The organism is Solimonas terrae (assembly GCF_011067135.1).
GTDB classification, from domain to species: domain Bacteria; phylum Pseudomonadota; class Gammaproteobacteria; order Nevskiales; family Nevskiaceae; genus Solimonas; species Solimonas terrae.
In genome coordinates this window covers 512,859-528,160 of record NZ_JAAMOW010000002.1, presented here as the reverse complement: position 1 = coordinate 528,160, position 15,302 = coordinate 512,859, and the positions used below count along the sequence as shown (strand labels likewise).

Sequence of the window (15,302 nt, the reverse complement as noted above, 5' to 3'; positions counted from 1 at the left end):
CTCAGGCCGGCCCGCTGATCGTGTCCCAGGCCTCGGCCAGCGGCCGCAGCAGATCCAGGACTTCGTCGACGGCGGGCGCGTCGTTGGTCGCGTTGGCGTGGACCAGGCGACGCAGGCTGTAGTCGTAGAGCGCGTCGAGATTGCGCGCGATGCTGCCGCCGGCCTGCTGGTCGAGACAGGCGCGCAGATGCTCGATGATGGCGATCGCCCTGGCCATCGCGCGCAGCTTGGCCGTGGTCTCGCCGCGTGCCATCGCACCACGCGCCGTCGCCAGGCGGGTCAGCGCACCGTCATAGAGCATGCCGGTCAGGCGCTGCGGCGAAACCTCGTCGACCAGCACGCTGCTCGATGCACTCTCGTATTGACGGACGGCGGCATAGGACACGGATCGGCTCCACGGGCATTCGGTCGGGCTTGCGCCCATGCCCTGTTATCGACATTCCGCGCCGCTTCTTGAGCGCGCTAGCCGCGCGGCAGGCGCGTGCTCTGCTGCGCCAGCGCCGTGATCGCGTCCCAGTCCTCGGCCTCGATCAGCGGCCGCGGCGCCAGCCACGAACCGCCAATGCAGTCGACATTCGCCAGCGCCAGAAAATCCGGCGCGGTCGCCGGACTGATGCCGCCGGTCGGACAGAAACGCAGCTGCGGCAACGGCCCGCCGATCGCCTTGAGCATTTCCACGCCGCCGGCCGGCACCGCCGGAAAGAACTTCAGCGCGTGAAAGCCCTCGGCCAGCGCCACCATTGCCTCGGACGGCGTCATCACACCGGGCAGGAAGGTCCAGCCGCCGGCACGCGCCGCGCGCAGCAGATCGACGGTCGCACCCGGGCTGACGCCGAAGCGGGCGCCGGCCTGTCCGGCCGCCTGCAGGTCGTGCGCATTGAGCAGCGTGCCGGCACCGACGATGGCCTCCGGCACGGCGTCGGCAATCGCCCGTATCGCGTCCAGCGCGACCGGCGTGCGCAGCGTCACCTCCAGCACCCGCACGCCGCCGGCGACCAGCGCCCGTGCCAGCGGTACGGCGTGTTCGAGCCGGTCGATGACGATCACCGGCATCACCGGCGCGCTGTTCATCACCTCGTCCAGTCCGGCAAACGCGCGTCTCATGTCGGAACTCCGATCGGCATGCCCATCGCCGCATTGAAACTGATGGCGCCCTGCTCGGCGCCGGATGCGAAATTCCGCGCGTTCGCGAACAGCTCGCGGCCGACGCCCCAGCCATTGTCGTCCAGCGACGGATGTTCGATCCGGCGCTGCTGCCATTCGCCGGCGTCGACGCGTGCCTCCAGCGTGCCGGCCTCGGCATCGAGACGGATGAGATCGCCGCTGCGCACGCGCGCCAGCGGACCGTCGCTGAGACATTCCGGTGTGACATGAATCGCCGCCGGCACCTTGCCCGACGCACCGGACATGCGGCCGTCGGTCACCAGTGCGACGTGAAAACCCTCGTCCTGCAGGCTGCCGAGCGCCGGCGTCAGCTTGTGCAATTCCGGCATGCCGTTGGCGCGCGGCCCCTGGTAGCGGATCACGGCGACGAAGTCGCGATGCAGTTCACCGCGCTTGAACGCGTCCAGCATCTGGTCCTGGCCGTCGAACACGATCGCCGCCGCCTCGACGCGACGATGCTCGGGTTTGACCGCCGAGACCTTGATCACTGCACGGCCGAGATTGCCGGTCAGCAGGCGCAGACCGCCGTCGGCGCTGAACGGTGCGGCGTGGCCGCGCAGCACGTCGGCGTCGAGGCTGCGCGCCGGCGCATCCCGCCAGATCAGGCGCTCGCCGTCCAGATAGGGCTCCTGCGTGTAGCGACGCAGGCCGTCGCCGGCGACGGTGCGCACGTCTTCATGCAGCAGACCGGCATCGAGCAGCTCTCGAATCAGCAGGCCCATGCCGCCGGCCGCATGAAAGTGATTCACGTCGGCACCGCCGTTCGGATAGATGCGCGCGAGCAGCGGCACGACTGCCGACAGCCGGTCGAAATCGCCCCAGTCGATGAGGATGCCGGCGGCGCGCGCGATCGCGATCAGGTGAATGGTGTGATTGGTCGAGCCGCCGGTCGCCAGCAGGCCGACGATGCCGTTGACGATCGCCCGCTCGTCGATCATCTCGGCAATCGGCGTGTACCGCTCGCCGAAAGTCGTGATCTGCGCCGCGCGCGTCGCCGCAGCGCGCGTCAACGCGTCGCGCAGCGGCGTGTACGGATTGACGAAAGCCGATCCCGGCAGGTGCAGGCCCATGATCTCCATCAGCATCTGGTTGCTGTTGGCCGTGCCGTAGAACGTGCAGGTGCCGGGCCCGTGATACGACTTCATCTCGGATTCCAGCAGCGCTTCGCGATCGAGCTTTCCCTGCGCATGCAACTGGCGGACCTTGGCCTTCTCGGCGTTCGAGATGCCGCTGGTCATCGGCCCGCCCGGCACGAACACCACCGGCAGATGGCCGAACTGCAGCGCGCCGATCAGCAGGCCGGGCACGATCTTGTCGCAGATGCCGAGCATCAGCGCACCGTCGAAGACGTTGTGCGACAGCGCCACCGCCGTCGCCATCGCGATCACGTCGCGAGAGAACAGCGACAGCTCCATGCCGGTCTGGCCCTGCGTGACGCCGTCGCACATCGCCGGCACGCCGCCGGCGAACTGCGCCACGGCGCCGGCCTTGCGCGCCGCGTCCTTGATCAGCACCGGAAAGTGCTCGTAGGGCTGATGCGCCGACAGCATGTCGTTGTAGGCCGACACGATCGCCAGATTCGGCCAGGCCGGACCGCGCAGTGCCGCCTTGTCGTCCGTCGGCGAGGCGGCAAACGCATGCGCGAGATTCGTGCAGGAAACGCGGCCGCGGGCAGTGCCGCGCTGCTGCGCGGCCGCGACATGCTGCAGATAGCGATCACGCGGTGTCGCACTGCGCTGACGAATGCGTTCCGTGATCTCGACGAGCAGCGGATGCTGGGGCATGTGGATTCCTTGCGGATCGAACGGAATTTGTATCAATACTACAAGCGCGCTGCCGCGCCGGCCAGTCACGGCCAGCTTTCCGGTCGGCAACGGCGAAAAATGCCTACGTTACGAACATGTGACCGGCAGACGGCGGATTCGTTCAGGTTCAGCGCCGGCATAGGCGAGTGCCGTACAATTATGTAGTATTAATACAAATTCGGCAGAACTCCTGGAGCCGCTTCGTCGAGGCGAAGTGCGTAAGCGCATGGCAACAAGCGACGCGTTCGATTTCATCCTGTTTGGCGGCAGCGGCGATCTGGCGATGCGCAAGCTGCTGCCGGCGCTGTACTACCGGCACCGCGATACTGCCGATACGGCCGGCTGGCGCGTGATCGGCATCGGCCGGCACGCGCTGTCGCGCGAGGAGTACGTCGCACTCGCACTCGACGGCTGTCGCCAGCACGTCACCCCGCGTGATTTCAGCGATGCCGCCTGGTCGGCGTTCGCCGAATGTCTCGACTACGTGCAGCTCGACGCCGGGCAGGTTGCGCACTACGCCGCGCTCGGCACGAAACTGAAGGACTGCGAGACCCGAATCCGCGTCTTCTACCTCGCGACCGCACCCAGCCTGTTCACGGCCATCTGCGAGAACCTCGGCACGGCCGGCCTGGTGACCGCCAACAGCCGCGTCGTGCTCGAAAAACCGCTGGGCCGCGACCAGCGCTCGGCGCGCGAAATCAATGACAACGTCGGTCGCATCTTCGAAGAGCGGCAGATTTTCCGCATCGATCACTATCTCGGCAAGGAAGCCGTGCAGAACCTGATGGCGCTGCGCTTCGGCAACGTGCTGTTCGAGCCGCTGTGGAATCGCAACTGGGTACGCGACGTGCAGATCACGATCGCCGAGACGGTCGGCGTCGAAAGCCGCGGCGATTTCTACGATTCGATCGGCGCGCTGCGCGACATGGTGCAGAACCATCTGCTGCAGCTGCTGTGCATCGTCGCGATGGAGCCGCCGGCCAGCATCGACGCCGACATGGTGCGCAACGAAAAGCTCAAGGTCCTGCACTCGCTGCGCCCGTTCTCGGCGGACGATGTCGCCAATCGCACGGTGCGCGGCCAGTATCGTTCCGGCGCGATCCGCAAGCAGCCGGTGCCCGGCTATCTGGAAGAAGAAGGAATCGCGTCGGGCAGTCGCACCGAGACCTTCGTGGCGATCAAGGCCGAACTCGACAACTGGCGCTGGGCCGGCGTGCCGTTCTATCTGCGCACCGGCAAGCGCATGCAGGAGCGTCTCGCCGAAATCGTCATCAACTTCCGCGGCGTGCCGCATCCCATCCTGCAGGCGACCAGCGGCGAGCCGGTCAACCGGCTGGTCATCAGTCTGCAGCCGGACGAAGGCCTGCGTCTCGACATGATGGCGAAGGTCGCCGGCCAGAGCATGGACATCCAGCCGATCTTCCTCGATGTCGCACTCTCGGAAACCTATCGCGCGCGACAGTGGGACGCCTACGAGCGCCTGATCATCGACGTGATCGAAGGCAAGCTGACGCTGTTCATGCGTCGCGACGAGCAGGATGCGGCCTGGCAATGGGTGGAGCCGATCATGCAGGCCTGGGAACGCAGCGCGCAGCCGCCGAAGTCATACCCGGCCGGCACCTGGGGACCGACTGCCGCCAGCGCATTGATCGCCCGCGACGGCCACGCCTGGCACGAGGAAAGCTGAGCGTGGCCGAGGCGCTGAAGCTGCCGGCGGCGGTGCATCAGCATCTGTCCGACGATGCCGCACCGGGCGCCGACGCGCTCGCGGACTTCATCGCCGAACAGCTGCGCATCGCACTGGCGGCCCGCGCAAAAGCTTCGCTGCTGGTGTCCGGCGGTCGCAGTCCCCTCGCCTTCTTCGCCTCGCTCTCGCAGCGCGAACTGGACTGGCCGCGCGTCACGATCAGCCTGGCCGACGAACGCTGCGTGCCCGGCGACGACGACGCCAGCAATGCGCGACTGGTTCGCGAGCACCTGCTGCGCGGGCGCGCAGCTACCGCGCGCTTCGTCGCGCTGTACGTCGACGGCCTGGCGCCGGAAGCGGCCGCGCGCGAAGCCGAAGCGCGGCTGGCGACGATCGCGACGCCGTTCGATGCGGTCGTGCTGGGCATGGGCGACGACGGTCATACCGCATCGCTGTTTGCGGACGCCGACGGCAGCGCGGCAGGCCTCGATCCGCAGCAGTCGCGCCGCGTGCTGGCGACCTATCCGCGCAGTGCGCCGCACGCACGCCTGAGCCTGAGCCTGCGCGCGCTGCTCGACTCGCGCCTGCTGGCGCTCGCCATCTCCGGCGAGCGGAAACGGCAGGTGATCGAGGCGGCGGTCGACGCCGCACCGGCGCGCCTGCCGATCGCCGCCCTCCTGCAGCAGACGCAGGTGCCGCTGCACCTGTTCTTCAACGCGTGAGCACGGCATGAAAGCCAGCCGGCAGAAGCTGCGATCGAGCGCGCTGCTGTCGCGCATTCGCGCGTCGCTCGCGGCCCTGCGCAAATCGGAGCGCGCGGTCGCCGAATTCGTGCTGGCGCATCCGGATCAGGTCCTGCAGTTGCCGATCGCCGATCTTGCGACGCGCGCCGGTGTCAGCCAGCCGACGGTGGCACGTTTCGCCGGCGCGCTCGGCTTTTCCGGGTACCGCGAATTCAAGCTGCGCCTCGCGCAAAGCCTCGCGTCGGGCGTGCCGTTCATTCATCAGGATGTGGGTCCGGACGACAAGCTCGAACGGGTGTCGGCAAAGGTCTTCGACCGCACGATCGGCAGCCTGCTCGATGTCCGCAATCATCTCGACAGCGGCGAGCTGGCGCGTGCCGTGGCAATGCTGACCAGGGCACGACGCATCGACTTCTACGGCATCGGCAATTCCGGCATCGTCGCGCTCGATGGCCAGCACAAGTTTTTCCGCTACGGCGTGCCGACCGCTTCGTATCTGGACCCGCACGCGATGGCGGTCGCGGCCACCGTGCTCGGACGCGGCGACGTCGTGGTCGCGATCTCGGCTACCGGCCGCACCACCGACATGCTCGCCACCGCCGCGATCGCGATCGACAGCGGCGCCCAGTTGATCGCCATCACCGCCAGCGGCTCGCCACTGGCCAGGCTCGCCAGTGTCTCGCTCGCCGCCGACGTGCCGGAAGATCCGGACGTTTATACACCGATGATTTCGCGAATCGCTCATCTGGCGATCGTCGACGTGCTCGCCGTCGCCGTGGCGCTGGCGATGGGTCCGCCGCTGCTCAGCCGCCTGGAGCGCGGCAAGCAGATCCTGCGCGAGAAGCGCGTGCAGTCGTCTGAATCCTGAGCGTGGTCAGGGCCGGCGCGCCCGCGTCATCGCGAACGACGAACGATGCCGCCTGCGGCGCGACCGCCCTCAGCCGGCAGCGCGCGGCGGAAAGCCGCCGGCACGGCTGAGCATACCGGGCAGGCTGCGACCGAGCCGCTCGCCGAGCCAGCGCGCGGTGTCATTGAGACGTTCGAGATCGACCGACAGCGCCAGCCCCATGCGCTGGCACAGATAAGCAACGTCTTCACTGGCGACATTGCCGGTCGCTGCCGGCGCGAACGGACAGCCGCCGACACCGCCGACGCTGGCGTCGAAGCGCGATACGCCCGCCTGCAGCGCCGCAACGATGTTCGCGATCGCCGTATTGCGGGTGTTGTGAAAATGACCCCGCATCGGCAGCGCGTTGCCGATGCGCTCGCGCACGGCCGCGATCACGGCGCTGACCTGCGACGGCACCGCAACGCCGATGGTGTCGGCCAGCACCAGTTCGTCGGGCTGCTGTTCGGCCAGGGCCTGCGCGATCCCGACGACCCGCGCCGTGTCGATTTCGCCCTCGAACGGGCAGCCGAACGCAACCGTGATCGTCACCGAACTGGCGATCCCGTCGGCACGCGCCGCGCGCACGATCGCCGCGGTCTCGGCCAGGCCTTGCTCGATGGTCTGTCCCTGATTGCGCTGTCCGAAGCTGTCGCTGGCACAGACCACCAGACAGACCTCGTGCAGGCGGCCGCTCGCCCGCGCGCGCCGATAGCCGCGCTGGTTGAGCACCAGGCCCGCGTAGCGCGCGTCCGGATGATGCGGCAGACGCTCGCACAGCGCCTCGGCATCGGCCATCTGCGGCACCTTGTTCGGATTGACGAAACTCGTCACCTCGATGCGCCGCTGGCCGGCGTCGAGCAGGCGGGCGATCAGCTCCAGCTTGGTCGTGGTATCGACCGGCACCGATTCGTTCTGCAACCCGTCGCGCGGCGACACTTCGATCAGCTCCACCGCTCCGGCAATTCCGTTCATGTACCCATCTCTCTCGTCAGACAGAACGCGGCAAAGCCCGCACAGACCAGCAGCAGGACCAGGGTGCCCCAGCCGAAGGCCGGCGGCCGCCGCGTGAAATTGATCCAGCTCGCGCCGATCATGACCGGCACCAGCAAGCATGCACCGAGCGCCGCGCAGAAGGCCTGCCGGAAGCCGGCGAGCAACAGCAGGCAGGCCAGCAGCTCAACCGCACCCGCACATCGTGCCAGAGCGTAAGGCAGACGGAACCGCGTGAATTCCTCGCGCATGTGGCGATGCCCGGCCAGTTTCAGGACCGCGGCGGGCAGAAAGAACAGCAACAGCAGGCATTGCACGATCGCGGCGGCAACATTCATCCGGCAGGCTCCGGCCTCGGTCTGCGACCATGATACAGTCAAGAACCTTGACATTTACAACGACGCCGAAAAGACTGGCGCAGGCGCCGCCCGCAGGCGGGGCGGCCAAGGAGAGCAGGATGACGACAGCAAGCGAGATTCCCGGCGATCGCGGCCTGCCGCTGGTCGGCCACAGCTTCGAGTTGCTGCTGCACATGGATCGTTTCGTGCACGGCCGCTACGCACGCTACGGCGAGGTCTCGAAAGGTTATGCCTTCGGCCTGGACATGATCTCGCTGCTCGGCCCGGACGCCAACCAGTTCGTGTTCCAGAACCGCGGAGACCTGTTCGAGAATTCGGCGTGGGAGAAGCTGATCGCACGCTTCTTCCATCGCGGCCTGATGCTGCTCGACTTCGACGAGCATCGCGTGCATCGACGCATCATGCAGGGCGCGTTCACGCGCGACGCGCTGATCGGTTATCTGCAGGTGCTGACACCGGGCATCGCCGCCGGCCTGTCCGCCTGGCAGCCACGCGACGGCTTCCTGATCTTCGATCATCTGAAGAAGCTGACGCTAGACCTGGCGAGCGAAGTGTTCATCGGCCGCAAGCCGGGAGCCGAGGCCGACGCGCTCAATGCCGCGTTCCTGGCCACCGTGCGTGCGGCCACCGGCATCATCCGCTTTCCGCTGCCGTTCACGCGCTGGCGCGCCGGTCTCGAGGGCCGCCGCGTGCTCGAAGACTTCTTCCGCCGCGAACTGCCGGCCAAGCGCGCCTCGACCGGCGACGACCTGTTCACGCGCCTGTGCCATGCCCGCACCGAAGACGGCGAGCAGTTCTCCGACGACGATGTCGTCAATCACATGATCTTCGTGCTGATGGCCGCGCATGACACGAGCACGATCACGCTCAGCAACATGGTCTATCAGCTGGCCAAGCATCCGCACTGGCAGCAGCGCCTGCGCGACGACAGCCGCGCGCTGGGCACGGCGACCCCGGACTTCGAGCAGCTCGCGTCGCTGACGGCAATGGGCATGGTCATGAAGGAAGCGCTGCGCCTTTGCGCGCCGGTACCGGGCCTGCCGCGCCGCGCCGCGCGCGATGTCGACTACAAGGGCTTCCGCATTCCGGCCGGCAGTTTCGTCAACATCAGTCCCTGGTTCACGCATACCTCGGAGCATTTCTGGCGCGAGCCGCGCCGCTTCGACCCGGAACGCTTCGGCAGCGAGCGCGCCGAAGACAAGGAGCATCCGTTCAAATGGGTGCCGTTCGGCGGCGGCGCGCACAAGTGCATCGGCCTGCACTTCGGCGAGATGGAGGTCAAGGCGATCCTCCACCAGATGCTGCTGCGTTATCGCTGGACGGTGCCGGACGGCTACGAACTGCAGCAGGACTTCACCAGCCTGCCGATTCCCAGGGATCGTCTGCCGGTGCGGCTCGAAGCGCTGTAGGCACGCCTCAGTCGCGCACCGCGCCGAGCATGTTGGCGCCGAACAGGTTCGACCACTGCTCGGCATCGAGGCGCGGCTTGCCGGCAAGTGACGCGTCGCTCATCTTCAACTCGGCGCCACGACGTACCGCGTCACGCGCATCGATCGCCTTGTACCAGCGTTTGATCGCCGGAAAGGCGGCGATATCGAGTTCGATCGCGCGCGCCGCGCGTATCCACGGCCAGCAGGCGATGTCGGCGATCGAATACTCGTCGGCCAGATACTCGGCTTCGCTCAGGCGATGTTCGAGCACATGCAGCAGGCGCACGGCCTCGTTGCGATAGCGCTGCAGCGGGTAATCGATCGGCTCCGGGCAGTAGCGCACGAAATGATGCGCCTGCCCATGCATGGGCCCGAGGCCGGACATCTGCCACATCAGCCATTGCAGCGCGACGCTGCGACGTCGTGCATCGCCCGGCAGCAGGCGGCCGTACTTCTCGGCGAGATAGATCAGGATCGCGCCGGATTCGAACACCGGCAGCGGTGCGCCACCACCTGCCGGTTCGTTGTCGACGATCACCGGCAAGCGGCAGTTCGGATTGAGGGCGCGGAAATCGGCCGTCAGATGCTCGCCCTTGAGCATGTCGTAGACGCGGCTCCGATAGGGCACGCCCAGCTCTTCCAGCATGATGCTGGCCTTGTGGCCGTTCGGTGTCCGGACGAAATGCAGATCGATCATCACAGCGCTCCCCGGTCTCCGTTCTTCGCCGCACTTTATCAAGTTGATTGACAATAATGTCGAACTCGAATATCAGATCGTCGAGCGAAAGACAGTGAAGGCCGGGGGATCTGCATGACCGAAAAGAATCGCGGCGCCGTGATCTGCGAGCACATCGCACTGGCACTGTGCGCGATCACGGCGCTGATGCTGCTGGTCGAATTGCGGCACGCCACCCCGGCCATGCCGGTCGCCGCCGTCGCCGGCCAGCTGCTGGCGATGGTCGGCCTGTGCATCGCGCACGCTGCCACCACCAGGGGCTGGCGCAAGGCGCTCGGCTTCTCGATCGTCTCGGCCCTGCTGTCGTGGTTCTTCGAATACATAGGCTGCAATTTCGGCTGGTGGTTCGGCGACTACGCCTACACGCCGGCGCTCGGTCTTGCGATCGGCAACGTGCCGCTGCTGGTCGTCGTGTCCTGGGAAGTGATCATCTATCCGTCACTGCTGATCGTCGACGAGCTGATGCCGACACCCCCCGCGCCGGCAACGACAGCCGGCTGGTGGCTGCGCGCACTGGCGGCTTCCCTGGCAACCGCAATGGTCACCACCGCCTGGGATCTGATGACCGATCCGATCTCGGTGACGCGCGGCTGGTGGCTGTGGGATCACGGTGGTGCCTACATGCCGGCGGTGCGCGGCGGCGTGCCGTTCAGCAATTTCGCGGGCTGGGTCGGCGCGGTGTTCCTGATCAGCCTGATCTATCGCGTGCTGTTCACGCGCGCGCAACCCGGACCGGCATCGACCTCGTCATTGCGCTTCGCCGCACCGCTGTACACGGCGATGCTGTTCGGTGGCCTGCTCGGCCTGCATCAGGCCGCCCTGCCACTGACCATGTTCGTCGGCCTGTTCGCGATGGGCCCGGTCGCGGCCCTGGCCTGGAGCCGGCTGGCGGCATGTGGCCCCGGCCAGGGCCTGTCAACGCTCAGATCGTGCCCTGCTCGCGCAAGGCCGCATAGCGCTGTTCGCTGAGCCCGAGCAGCTCGCGATAGACCTGCTCGTTGTCTTCACCGAGTTGCGGGCTTGCCTTGCGAATGCCGCCGGGTGTCTGCGACAGCTTCGGCGCGACGTTCTGCATGCGCAGTTCACCGAAGTCCGGATGCGGCACCGAGACGATCGCCTTGCGCGCCGCGAAGTGCGGATCGTCGAGCATTTCCGGCACGCGATAGATCAGGCCGGCCGGCACGCCGGCGGCGTGCAGACTGGCCAGCAGGGTCCTGGTTGGCAGCCCGCGCGACCACTGGCCGATCAGCTCGTCGAGTTCGGCCTGCCGCTCGCCGCGCGCGACATGCGTGGCGTAGCGCGGGTCCCTGGCCAGCTCGGGCTGGCTCATCGTCTCGCAGAGGCGCGCAAAGACGGTGTCCTGATTGGCGGCGATCAGCACCAGGCCGTCGGCACTCGGATAGATGTTCGACGGCGCCAGCTTCGGCAGGATCGCGCCGGTGCGTTCGCGGATATGGCCGGTCTTGTCGTAGTCCGGAATCAGCGACTCCATCATGTTCAGCACCGCCTCGTAGAGCGCCGAGTCGACCATCTGGCCGCGACCGGTGGCATCCCGTACACGCAGCGCCGCGAGCGCGCCGAGACAGCCGAAGGTGCCGGCCAGCGAATCGCCGATCGAGATGCCGACGCGCGACGGCGGCGCCGACGGATCGCCGACGATGTAGCGCAGCCCGCCCATCGCCTCGCCGATCGCACCGAAGCCGGCGTGACCGGCATACGGTCCGTTCTGGCCGTAGCCGGACATGCGCACCATGATCAAACGCGGATTGAGCGCGCTCAGCGCATCCCAGCCGAGGCCCCAGGCTTCGAGCGTGCCCGGGCGGAAGTTCTCGACGACGATGTCGGCCTGCGCGACCAGTTCGCGCAGCAGCGCCTGACCGTCGGCCACGCGCAGATCGAGCGTCACCGATTTCTTGTTGCGCGCGATCACCGGCCACCACAGCGACTTGCCGTCCTGGCTGCGGCCCCAGACCCGCATCGGATCGCCCTTGCCCGGCGGCTCGACCTTGATCACCTCGGCGCCGAAGTCGGCCATCAGCTGGCCGCAGAACGGTCCGGCGATCAGCGTGCCCATCTCGATGACGCGCAGGCCCGTCAGCGGGCCGTGGGGGAAGTCGGAAAGTCGGTTCACGATTGGGCCGTTCGGAAATGGGAACTCGATGATCGCATTGCGCTGACGTCAAACCGCATCTTGCAGCAGCAGATCGGCGGCCTTCTCGGCGATCATCGTCGTCGGCGCATTGGTGTTGCCGCCCACCAGGGTCGGCATCACCGAGGCGTCGATCACGCGCAGATTCTGCACGCCGCGCACGCGCAGCTGCGGATCGACGACGGCCAGCTCGTCGACCCCCATGCGGCAGCTGCCGACCGGGTGATACGCGGTTTCGGCGTTGTGCCGCAGCCATTCCAGCAGCTCGGCATCACTCTGCACGGCGGCGCCGGGTTTCAGTTCCTCGAGCCGATGCTCGTCGAATGCCGCCTGTGCGAAGACCTCGCGACCACGCTTGATCGCCGCCACCAGCCGCAGCAGATCGCGTTCGTCGCTGGCGTAGTTGAAGTCGATGCGCGGTGCCGCAAAAGGATCGGCCGACGCCAGCGTGATGCGGCCACGCGAATACGGACGCGTGAAATAGCTCATCAGCGAGTAGCCGTAGCCCTGCTTGCTCGGCGTCAGATCGAAGGCATGGCGCGTGTCGACGGTCGGCAGGAAATGCCACTGGATGTCCGGAATCGCCTCGTCCGGCGCGCTGTGGATGAAGCCACCGACCTCGGCGAGATTGGTGGTCAGCTCACCGCGTCGCTTCGTCAGGTACTGCCACAGCCCCTTCAGCGCACGGCCGATGAAGCTCGGATGCAGCGACAGGCCGACGCGCGATTTCGAACGCCAGGAAATGTAGGCATCGAGGTGATCCTGCAGATTGGTGCCGACACCGGGGAGATCCTGCACGACGGCGATGCCGTGCCGCGCCAGTTCCGCGCGCGGCCCGATGCCGGACAGCATCAGCAGCTGCGGCGACTGGATCGCGCCGGCGGCGAGGATCACCTCGCGCCGCGCGCGCACCTCGTGCAGATGCCGACGATGCCGGTAGCGGACACCGACGGCGCGCCGGCCGTCGAAGATCACGCCGCTGGCCTGCGCGCCGGTGATCACGCTCAGATTCGGCCGCGCCTCGGCCGGCCGCAGGTAGGCGGCGGCATTGCTGCAACGCTCGCCGTTCTTCTGGAACGCGCGATACGGCCCGACACCTTCGGTCGCGCCGCTGATGTCCGGGTTGTAGCGATGCCCGGCTGCCTGCGCCGCCGCCAGGAACGCGTCGGACAGCGGGTTGTCCGGATGCACGCGCGCGGCAACGTTGAGCGGCCCGCCGACGCCGTGCAGCGCGTCCTCGCCGGGCTCGTGGTTCTCGGATTTGCGGAAGTACGGCAAGACCTCGGCGAAACTCCAGCCCTCGCAACCCGCCGCGGCCCAGGCGTCATAGTCGGCGGCGTGACCACGCATGTAGCACATCGCATTGATCGCGCTGGAACCGCCGAGCGTCCTGCCACGCGGACAATAGATGCGGCGATTGCCGAGATGCGGCTGCGGCTCGCTCCAGAACATCCAGTTGTGCCGGGCATCCTGCACGAGCCTGGCGATGCCACCGGGAAAGCGGATGTTGAACGCGCGATCGGCCGGGCCGGCTTCGAGCAGCAACACGCGATGCCGGCCGTCGGCACTGAGACGGTTGGCGAGCACGCAGCCGGCCGAACCGCCGCCGACGATCACGTAGTCGCAAGACGGCTCGGCGCTCATGCGAGCCTGCGCGCCGGCGTCGGCGCGCCGTCCCGGCGCAGATCGGCGGCCCAGCCGACGACCGGCTCGCGCTGCGCGGCGGCCGCGGCAATCAGGCTCGCGTAATGCTGTTCGAGCACGCTGCGGCGAATCTTGCCAGTCGGCGTCAACAGGCCGTTGTCCGGGCTCCAGGGCTCGTCGACGATGATGCAGCGCGCGAGCCGCTCGTGTTCGTCGAGCGCGGCATTGACCGCCTGCAACTCGGCGCCCAGCGTCGCTTCGAGTTCGGCACGCGGCCGCTGCTGCGCATTCGGACTCAGCGCCGCCAGCAGGATGGGCTGATTGAGGCCGGCACCGACCACGCACATCTGCTCGATGTCGGTGCAGCGCGCCATCGCGCTCTCGATCTCCGCCGGCGCCACGTATTTGCCCTTGCCGGTCTTGAACGCGTCCTTGATGCGGCCTGTGATGTAGAGAAAGCCGTCGGCGTCGACGCGGCCGCGATCGCCGGTGCGCAGCCAGCCGTCGTCGCTGAAGGCTTCGCGGGTCTTCTCCGGCTCGCGGTAGTAGCCGCTCATGACCGCCGGATGCCTGAACTGGATTTCACCGTCGGCAGCGAGACGGAAACCGGAACCCGGCAAGGGGCGACCGACCGAGCCGGGCCGCGCGGTGTCCGGCAGCTCGATCGCCGCGTACGCGCAGTTTTCGGTCATGCCGTAGCCCTGCAGCACTTTCAGGCCCAGACGCGCGAACCATTCGATCTGCGCCGGCGGCATCGGCGCCGCGCCGCTGCCGAGCGTGTCGACCCGGCGCAGGCCCATCTTGCGACGCAGCGTGCGCTTGAACCAGGTGCCGACCAGCGGCAGGCCGAGCAGGCGGTCGAGCTTGTGCTGCGGCAGCTTGCCAAGGATGCCGGCCTGGATGCGCGAATAGACCAGCGGCACGCCGGAAAAGCGCGTCGGCGACACGCGCGCCAGGGTCTCGGCCAGCGCTTCCGGCCTTTCGAGGAAATGCACTTCGGCGCCGACTGCCAGACTCATCGCCTCGCCGAAGATGCGTTCCATCAGATGCGCGAGCGGCAGGTACGAAAACAGCACCTCGTGCGGCCTGGCTTCCATCGTGTGCGCGAGGATGTTGTCGATCGCGAAGCTCAGGCTGGCGTTGCTGAGCATCACGCCCTTGGGATTGCCGGAGGTGCCGGAGGTGTAGATCAGCATCGCCATCGCGTCGTCCGCCGGCGCCACGTAGTCGCGCAACGGTTCATGGCCGGCGATGAACTCGTTCCAGCCGCGCGTGGTCGCCGGCACGCCGGGATACGGCAGGCCGATGCTGTGCATGCCGGCCGGCAGCTCGGCGACCAGTTCGTCGGCATCGCCGGCCATCAGCGACGGGCCGACGATGATGTGGTGAATGTCGGCGTGTTCGAGGATGTAGCCGAGCGTGGCCTTGCCCTGGCGCGGATACAGGCCGACGGCGACGTGGCCGGCCATGCTGATCGCCAGATCGGCGATCACCCAGTGCGCGGTATTGCGACCGGAAATCGCGATGCGGCTGCCGGGCGGCAGGCCGAGCGCGCGTATCGCCGTGGCCGCGCGCCGGACTTCGTCGGCGGCCTGCGCAAAGCTGTAACGACGCTCGACATCGTCGATCGGCTGACACAGCCAGATACGCTGCGGCTCGCGCCGCTCCCAGTCCAGCAGGCGTTCCACGAGATTCATCGGCCTGGT

14 protein-coding genes are annotated in these 15,302 nt (G+C 67.6%); 5 read left to right on the top strand and 9 right to left on the bottom strand.

What is annotated here, in order from left to right:
• Position 1: 1 nt before the first annotated feature.
• From fliS to edd, 3 genes are all read right to left on the bottom strand, one after another.
• Positions 2 to 385, bottom strand: coding sequence for a flagellar export chaperone FliS (fliS, locus tag G7Y85_RS05905; protein ID WP_366514920.1), 384 nt, complete (start codon positions 383 to 385; stop codon positions 2 to 4).
• Positions 386 to 462: 77 nt separating this feature from the next.
• Positions 463 to 1,104, bottom strand: coding sequence for a bifunctional 4-hydroxy-2-oxoglutarate aldolase/2-dehydro-3-deoxy-phosphogluconate aldolase (locus G7Y85_RS05900; RefSeq protein ID WP_166253213.1), 642 nt, complete (start codon positions 1,102 to 1,104; stop codon positions 463 to 465).
• Positions 1,101 to 2,948 (bottom strand): phosphogluconate dehydratase, encoded by a 1,848-nt coding sequence (gene edd, locus G7Y85_RS05895; RefSeq protein WP_166253210.1) that lies wholly within the window; start codon positions 2,946 to 2,948, stop codon positions 1,101 to 1,103. Before edd ends, G7Y85_RS05900 begins: the two co-directional genes overlap by 4 nt.
• Positions 2,949 to 3,195: 247 nt before the next feature.
• Between edd and zwf the strand changes: the two genes are divergently transcribed.
• From zwf to G7Y85_RS05880, 3 genes are read left to right on the top strand one after another with little or no spacing between them, the layout of a single operon-like run.
• On the top strand, positions 3,196 to 4,656 hold the full coding sequence (gene zwf, locus G7Y85_RS05890; RefSeq protein ID WP_166253207.1) for a glucose-6-phosphate dehydrogenase: 1,461 nt from the start codon (positions 3,196 to 3,198) through the stop codon (positions 4,654 to 4,656).
• A 2-nt stretch (positions 4,657 to 4,658) separates the two neighbouring features.
• Positions 4,659 to 5,378, top strand: coding sequence for a 6-phosphogluconolactonase (gene pgl / locus G7Y85_RS05885; protein WP_206675508.1), 720 nt, complete (start codon positions 4,659 to 4,661; stop codon positions 5,376 to 5,378).
• Positions 5,379 to 5,385: 7 nt separating this feature from the next.
• Positions 5,386 to 6,267 carry an SIS domain-containing protein gene (locus tag G7Y85_RS05880; protein WP_166253204.1) on the top strand — a complete coding sequence of 294 codons (882 nt, stop codon included), beginning with the start codon at positions 5,386 to 5,388 and terminating at the stop codon, positions 6,265 to 6,267.
• A gap of 69 nt (positions 6,268 to 6,336) precedes the next feature.
• On the opposite strand, the gene G7Y85_RS05875 is transcribed toward G7Y85_RS05880, so the two are convergent.
• Both G7Y85_RS05875 and G7Y85_RS05870 read right to left on the bottom strand, forming a co-directional pair.
• Entirely contained in the window at positions 6,337 to 7,260 is a 924-nt protein-coding gene (locus tag G7Y85_RS05875; protein ID WP_166253201.1) for a hydroxymethylglutaryl-CoA lyase, read from the bottom strand.
• Positions 7,257 to 7,616: a DoxX family protein gene (locus tag G7Y85_RS05870; RefSeq protein ID WP_166253198.1), complete on the bottom strand. Its 360-nt coding sequence runs from the start codon at positions 7,614 to 7,616 to the stop codon at positions 7,257 to 7,259. Before G7Y85_RS05870 ends, G7Y85_RS05875 begins: the two co-directional genes overlap by 4 nt.
• A gap of 119 nt (positions 7,617 to 7,735) precedes the next feature.
• On the opposite strand from G7Y85_RS05870, the gene G7Y85_RS05865 reads away from it, so the two are divergent.
• Entirely contained in the window at positions 7,736 to 9,046 is a 1,311-nt protein-coding gene (locus G7Y85_RS05865) for a cytochrome P450 (protein WP_166253195.1), read from the top strand.
• Positions 9,047 to 9,053: 7 nt separating this feature from the next.
• Here the strand turns inward: G7Y85_RS05865 and G7Y85_RS05860 are convergent, their stop codons facing one another.
• A complete protein-coding gene (locus G7Y85_RS05860; protein ID WP_166253192.1) occupies positions 9,054 to 9,764 on the bottom strand; it encodes a glutathione S-transferase N-terminal domain-containing protein in 711 nt (236 codons plus the stop codon).
• Between the two features lie 114 nt (positions 9,765 to 9,878).
• Between G7Y85_RS05860 and G7Y85_RS05855 the strand changes: the two genes are divergently transcribed.
• Positions 9,879 to 10,772 carry a carotenoid biosynthesis protein gene (locus G7Y85_RS05855; protein ID WP_166253188.1) on the top strand — a complete coding sequence of 298 codons (894 nt, stop codon included), beginning with the start codon at positions 9,879 to 9,881 and terminating at the stop codon, positions 10,770 to 10,772.
• Here the strand turns inward: G7Y85_RS05855 and G7Y85_RS05850 are convergent.
• The 3 genes from G7Y85_RS05850 to G7Y85_RS05840 are packed head-to-tail and all read right to left on the bottom strand — an operon-like array spanning position 10,726 to position 15,293.
• On the bottom strand, positions 10,726 to 11,934 hold the full coding sequence (locus tag G7Y85_RS05850; protein ID WP_366514919.1) for a CaiB/BaiF CoA transferase family protein: 1,209 nt from the start codon (positions 11,932 to 11,934) through the stop codon (positions 10,726 to 10,728). The two genes, G7Y85_RS05855 and G7Y85_RS05850, sit on opposite strands and share 47 nt — an antisense overlap.
• 48 nt (positions 11,935 to 11,982) lie before the next feature.
• Positions 11,983 to 13,596 carry a GMC family oxidoreductase gene (locus G7Y85_RS05845; RefSeq protein ID WP_166253185.1) on the bottom strand — a complete coding sequence of 538 codons (1,614 nt, stop codon included), beginning with the start codon at positions 13,594 to 13,596 and terminating at the stop codon, positions 11,983 to 11,985.
• The gene (locus tag G7Y85_RS05840) at positions 13,593 to 15,293 is read right to left on the bottom strand and encodes an AMP-binding protein (RefSeq protein WP_166253182.1); all 1,701 of its coding nucleotides are present in this window, start codon (positions 15,291 to 15,293) and stop codon (positions 13,593 to 13,595) included. The genes G7Y85_RS05845 and G7Y85_RS05840 overlap by 4 nt, the downstream gene beginning before the upstream one ends.
• Positions 15,294 to 15,302 lie beyond the last annotated feature (9 nt).

Coding starts and splice junctions, on each gene's coding strand:
- G7Y85_RS05865 (WP_166253195.1), top strand. CDS start 7,736: ATGACGACAGCAAGCGAGATTCCCGGCGATCGCGGCCTGCCGCTGGTC.
- G7Y85_RS05875 (WP_166253201.1), bottom strand. CDS start 7,260: ATGAACGGAATTGCCGGAGCGGTGGAGCTGATCGAAGTGTCGCCGCGC.
- zwf (WP_166253207.1), top strand. CDS start 3,196: ATGGCAACAAGCGACGCGTTCGATTTCATCCTGTTTGGCGGCAGCGGC.
- G7Y85_RS05880 (WP_166253204.1), top strand. CDS start 5,386: ATGAAAGCCAGCCGGCAGAAGCTGCGATCGAGCGCGCTGCTGTCGCGC.
- G7Y85_RS05860 (WP_166253192.1), bottom strand. CDS start 9,764: ATGATCGATCTGCATTTCGTCCGGACACCGAACGGCCACAAGGCCAGC.
- G7Y85_RS05855 (WP_166253188.1), top strand. CDS start 9,879: ATGACCGAAAAGAATCGCGGCGCCGTGATCTGCGAGCACATCGCACTG.
- edd (WP_166253210.1), bottom strand. CDS start 2,948: ATGCCCCAGCATCCGCTGCTCGTCGAGATCACGGAACGCATTCGTCAG.
- G7Y85_RS05900 (WP_166253213.1), bottom strand. CDS start 1,104: ATGAGACGCGCGTTTGCCGGACTGGACGAGGTGATGAACAGCGCGCCG.
- G7Y85_RS05870 (WP_166253198.1), bottom strand. CDS start 7,616: ATGAATGTTGCCGCCGCGATCGTGCAATGCCTGCTGTTGCTGTTCTTT.
- G7Y85_RS05845 (WP_166253185.1), bottom strand. CDS start 13,596: ATGAGCGCCGAGCCGTCTTGCGACTACGTGATCGTCGGCGGCGGTTCG.
- G7Y85_RS05840 (WP_166253182.1), bottom strand. CDS start 15,293: ATGAATCTCGTGGAACGCCTGCTGGACTGGGAGCGGCGCGAGCCGCAG.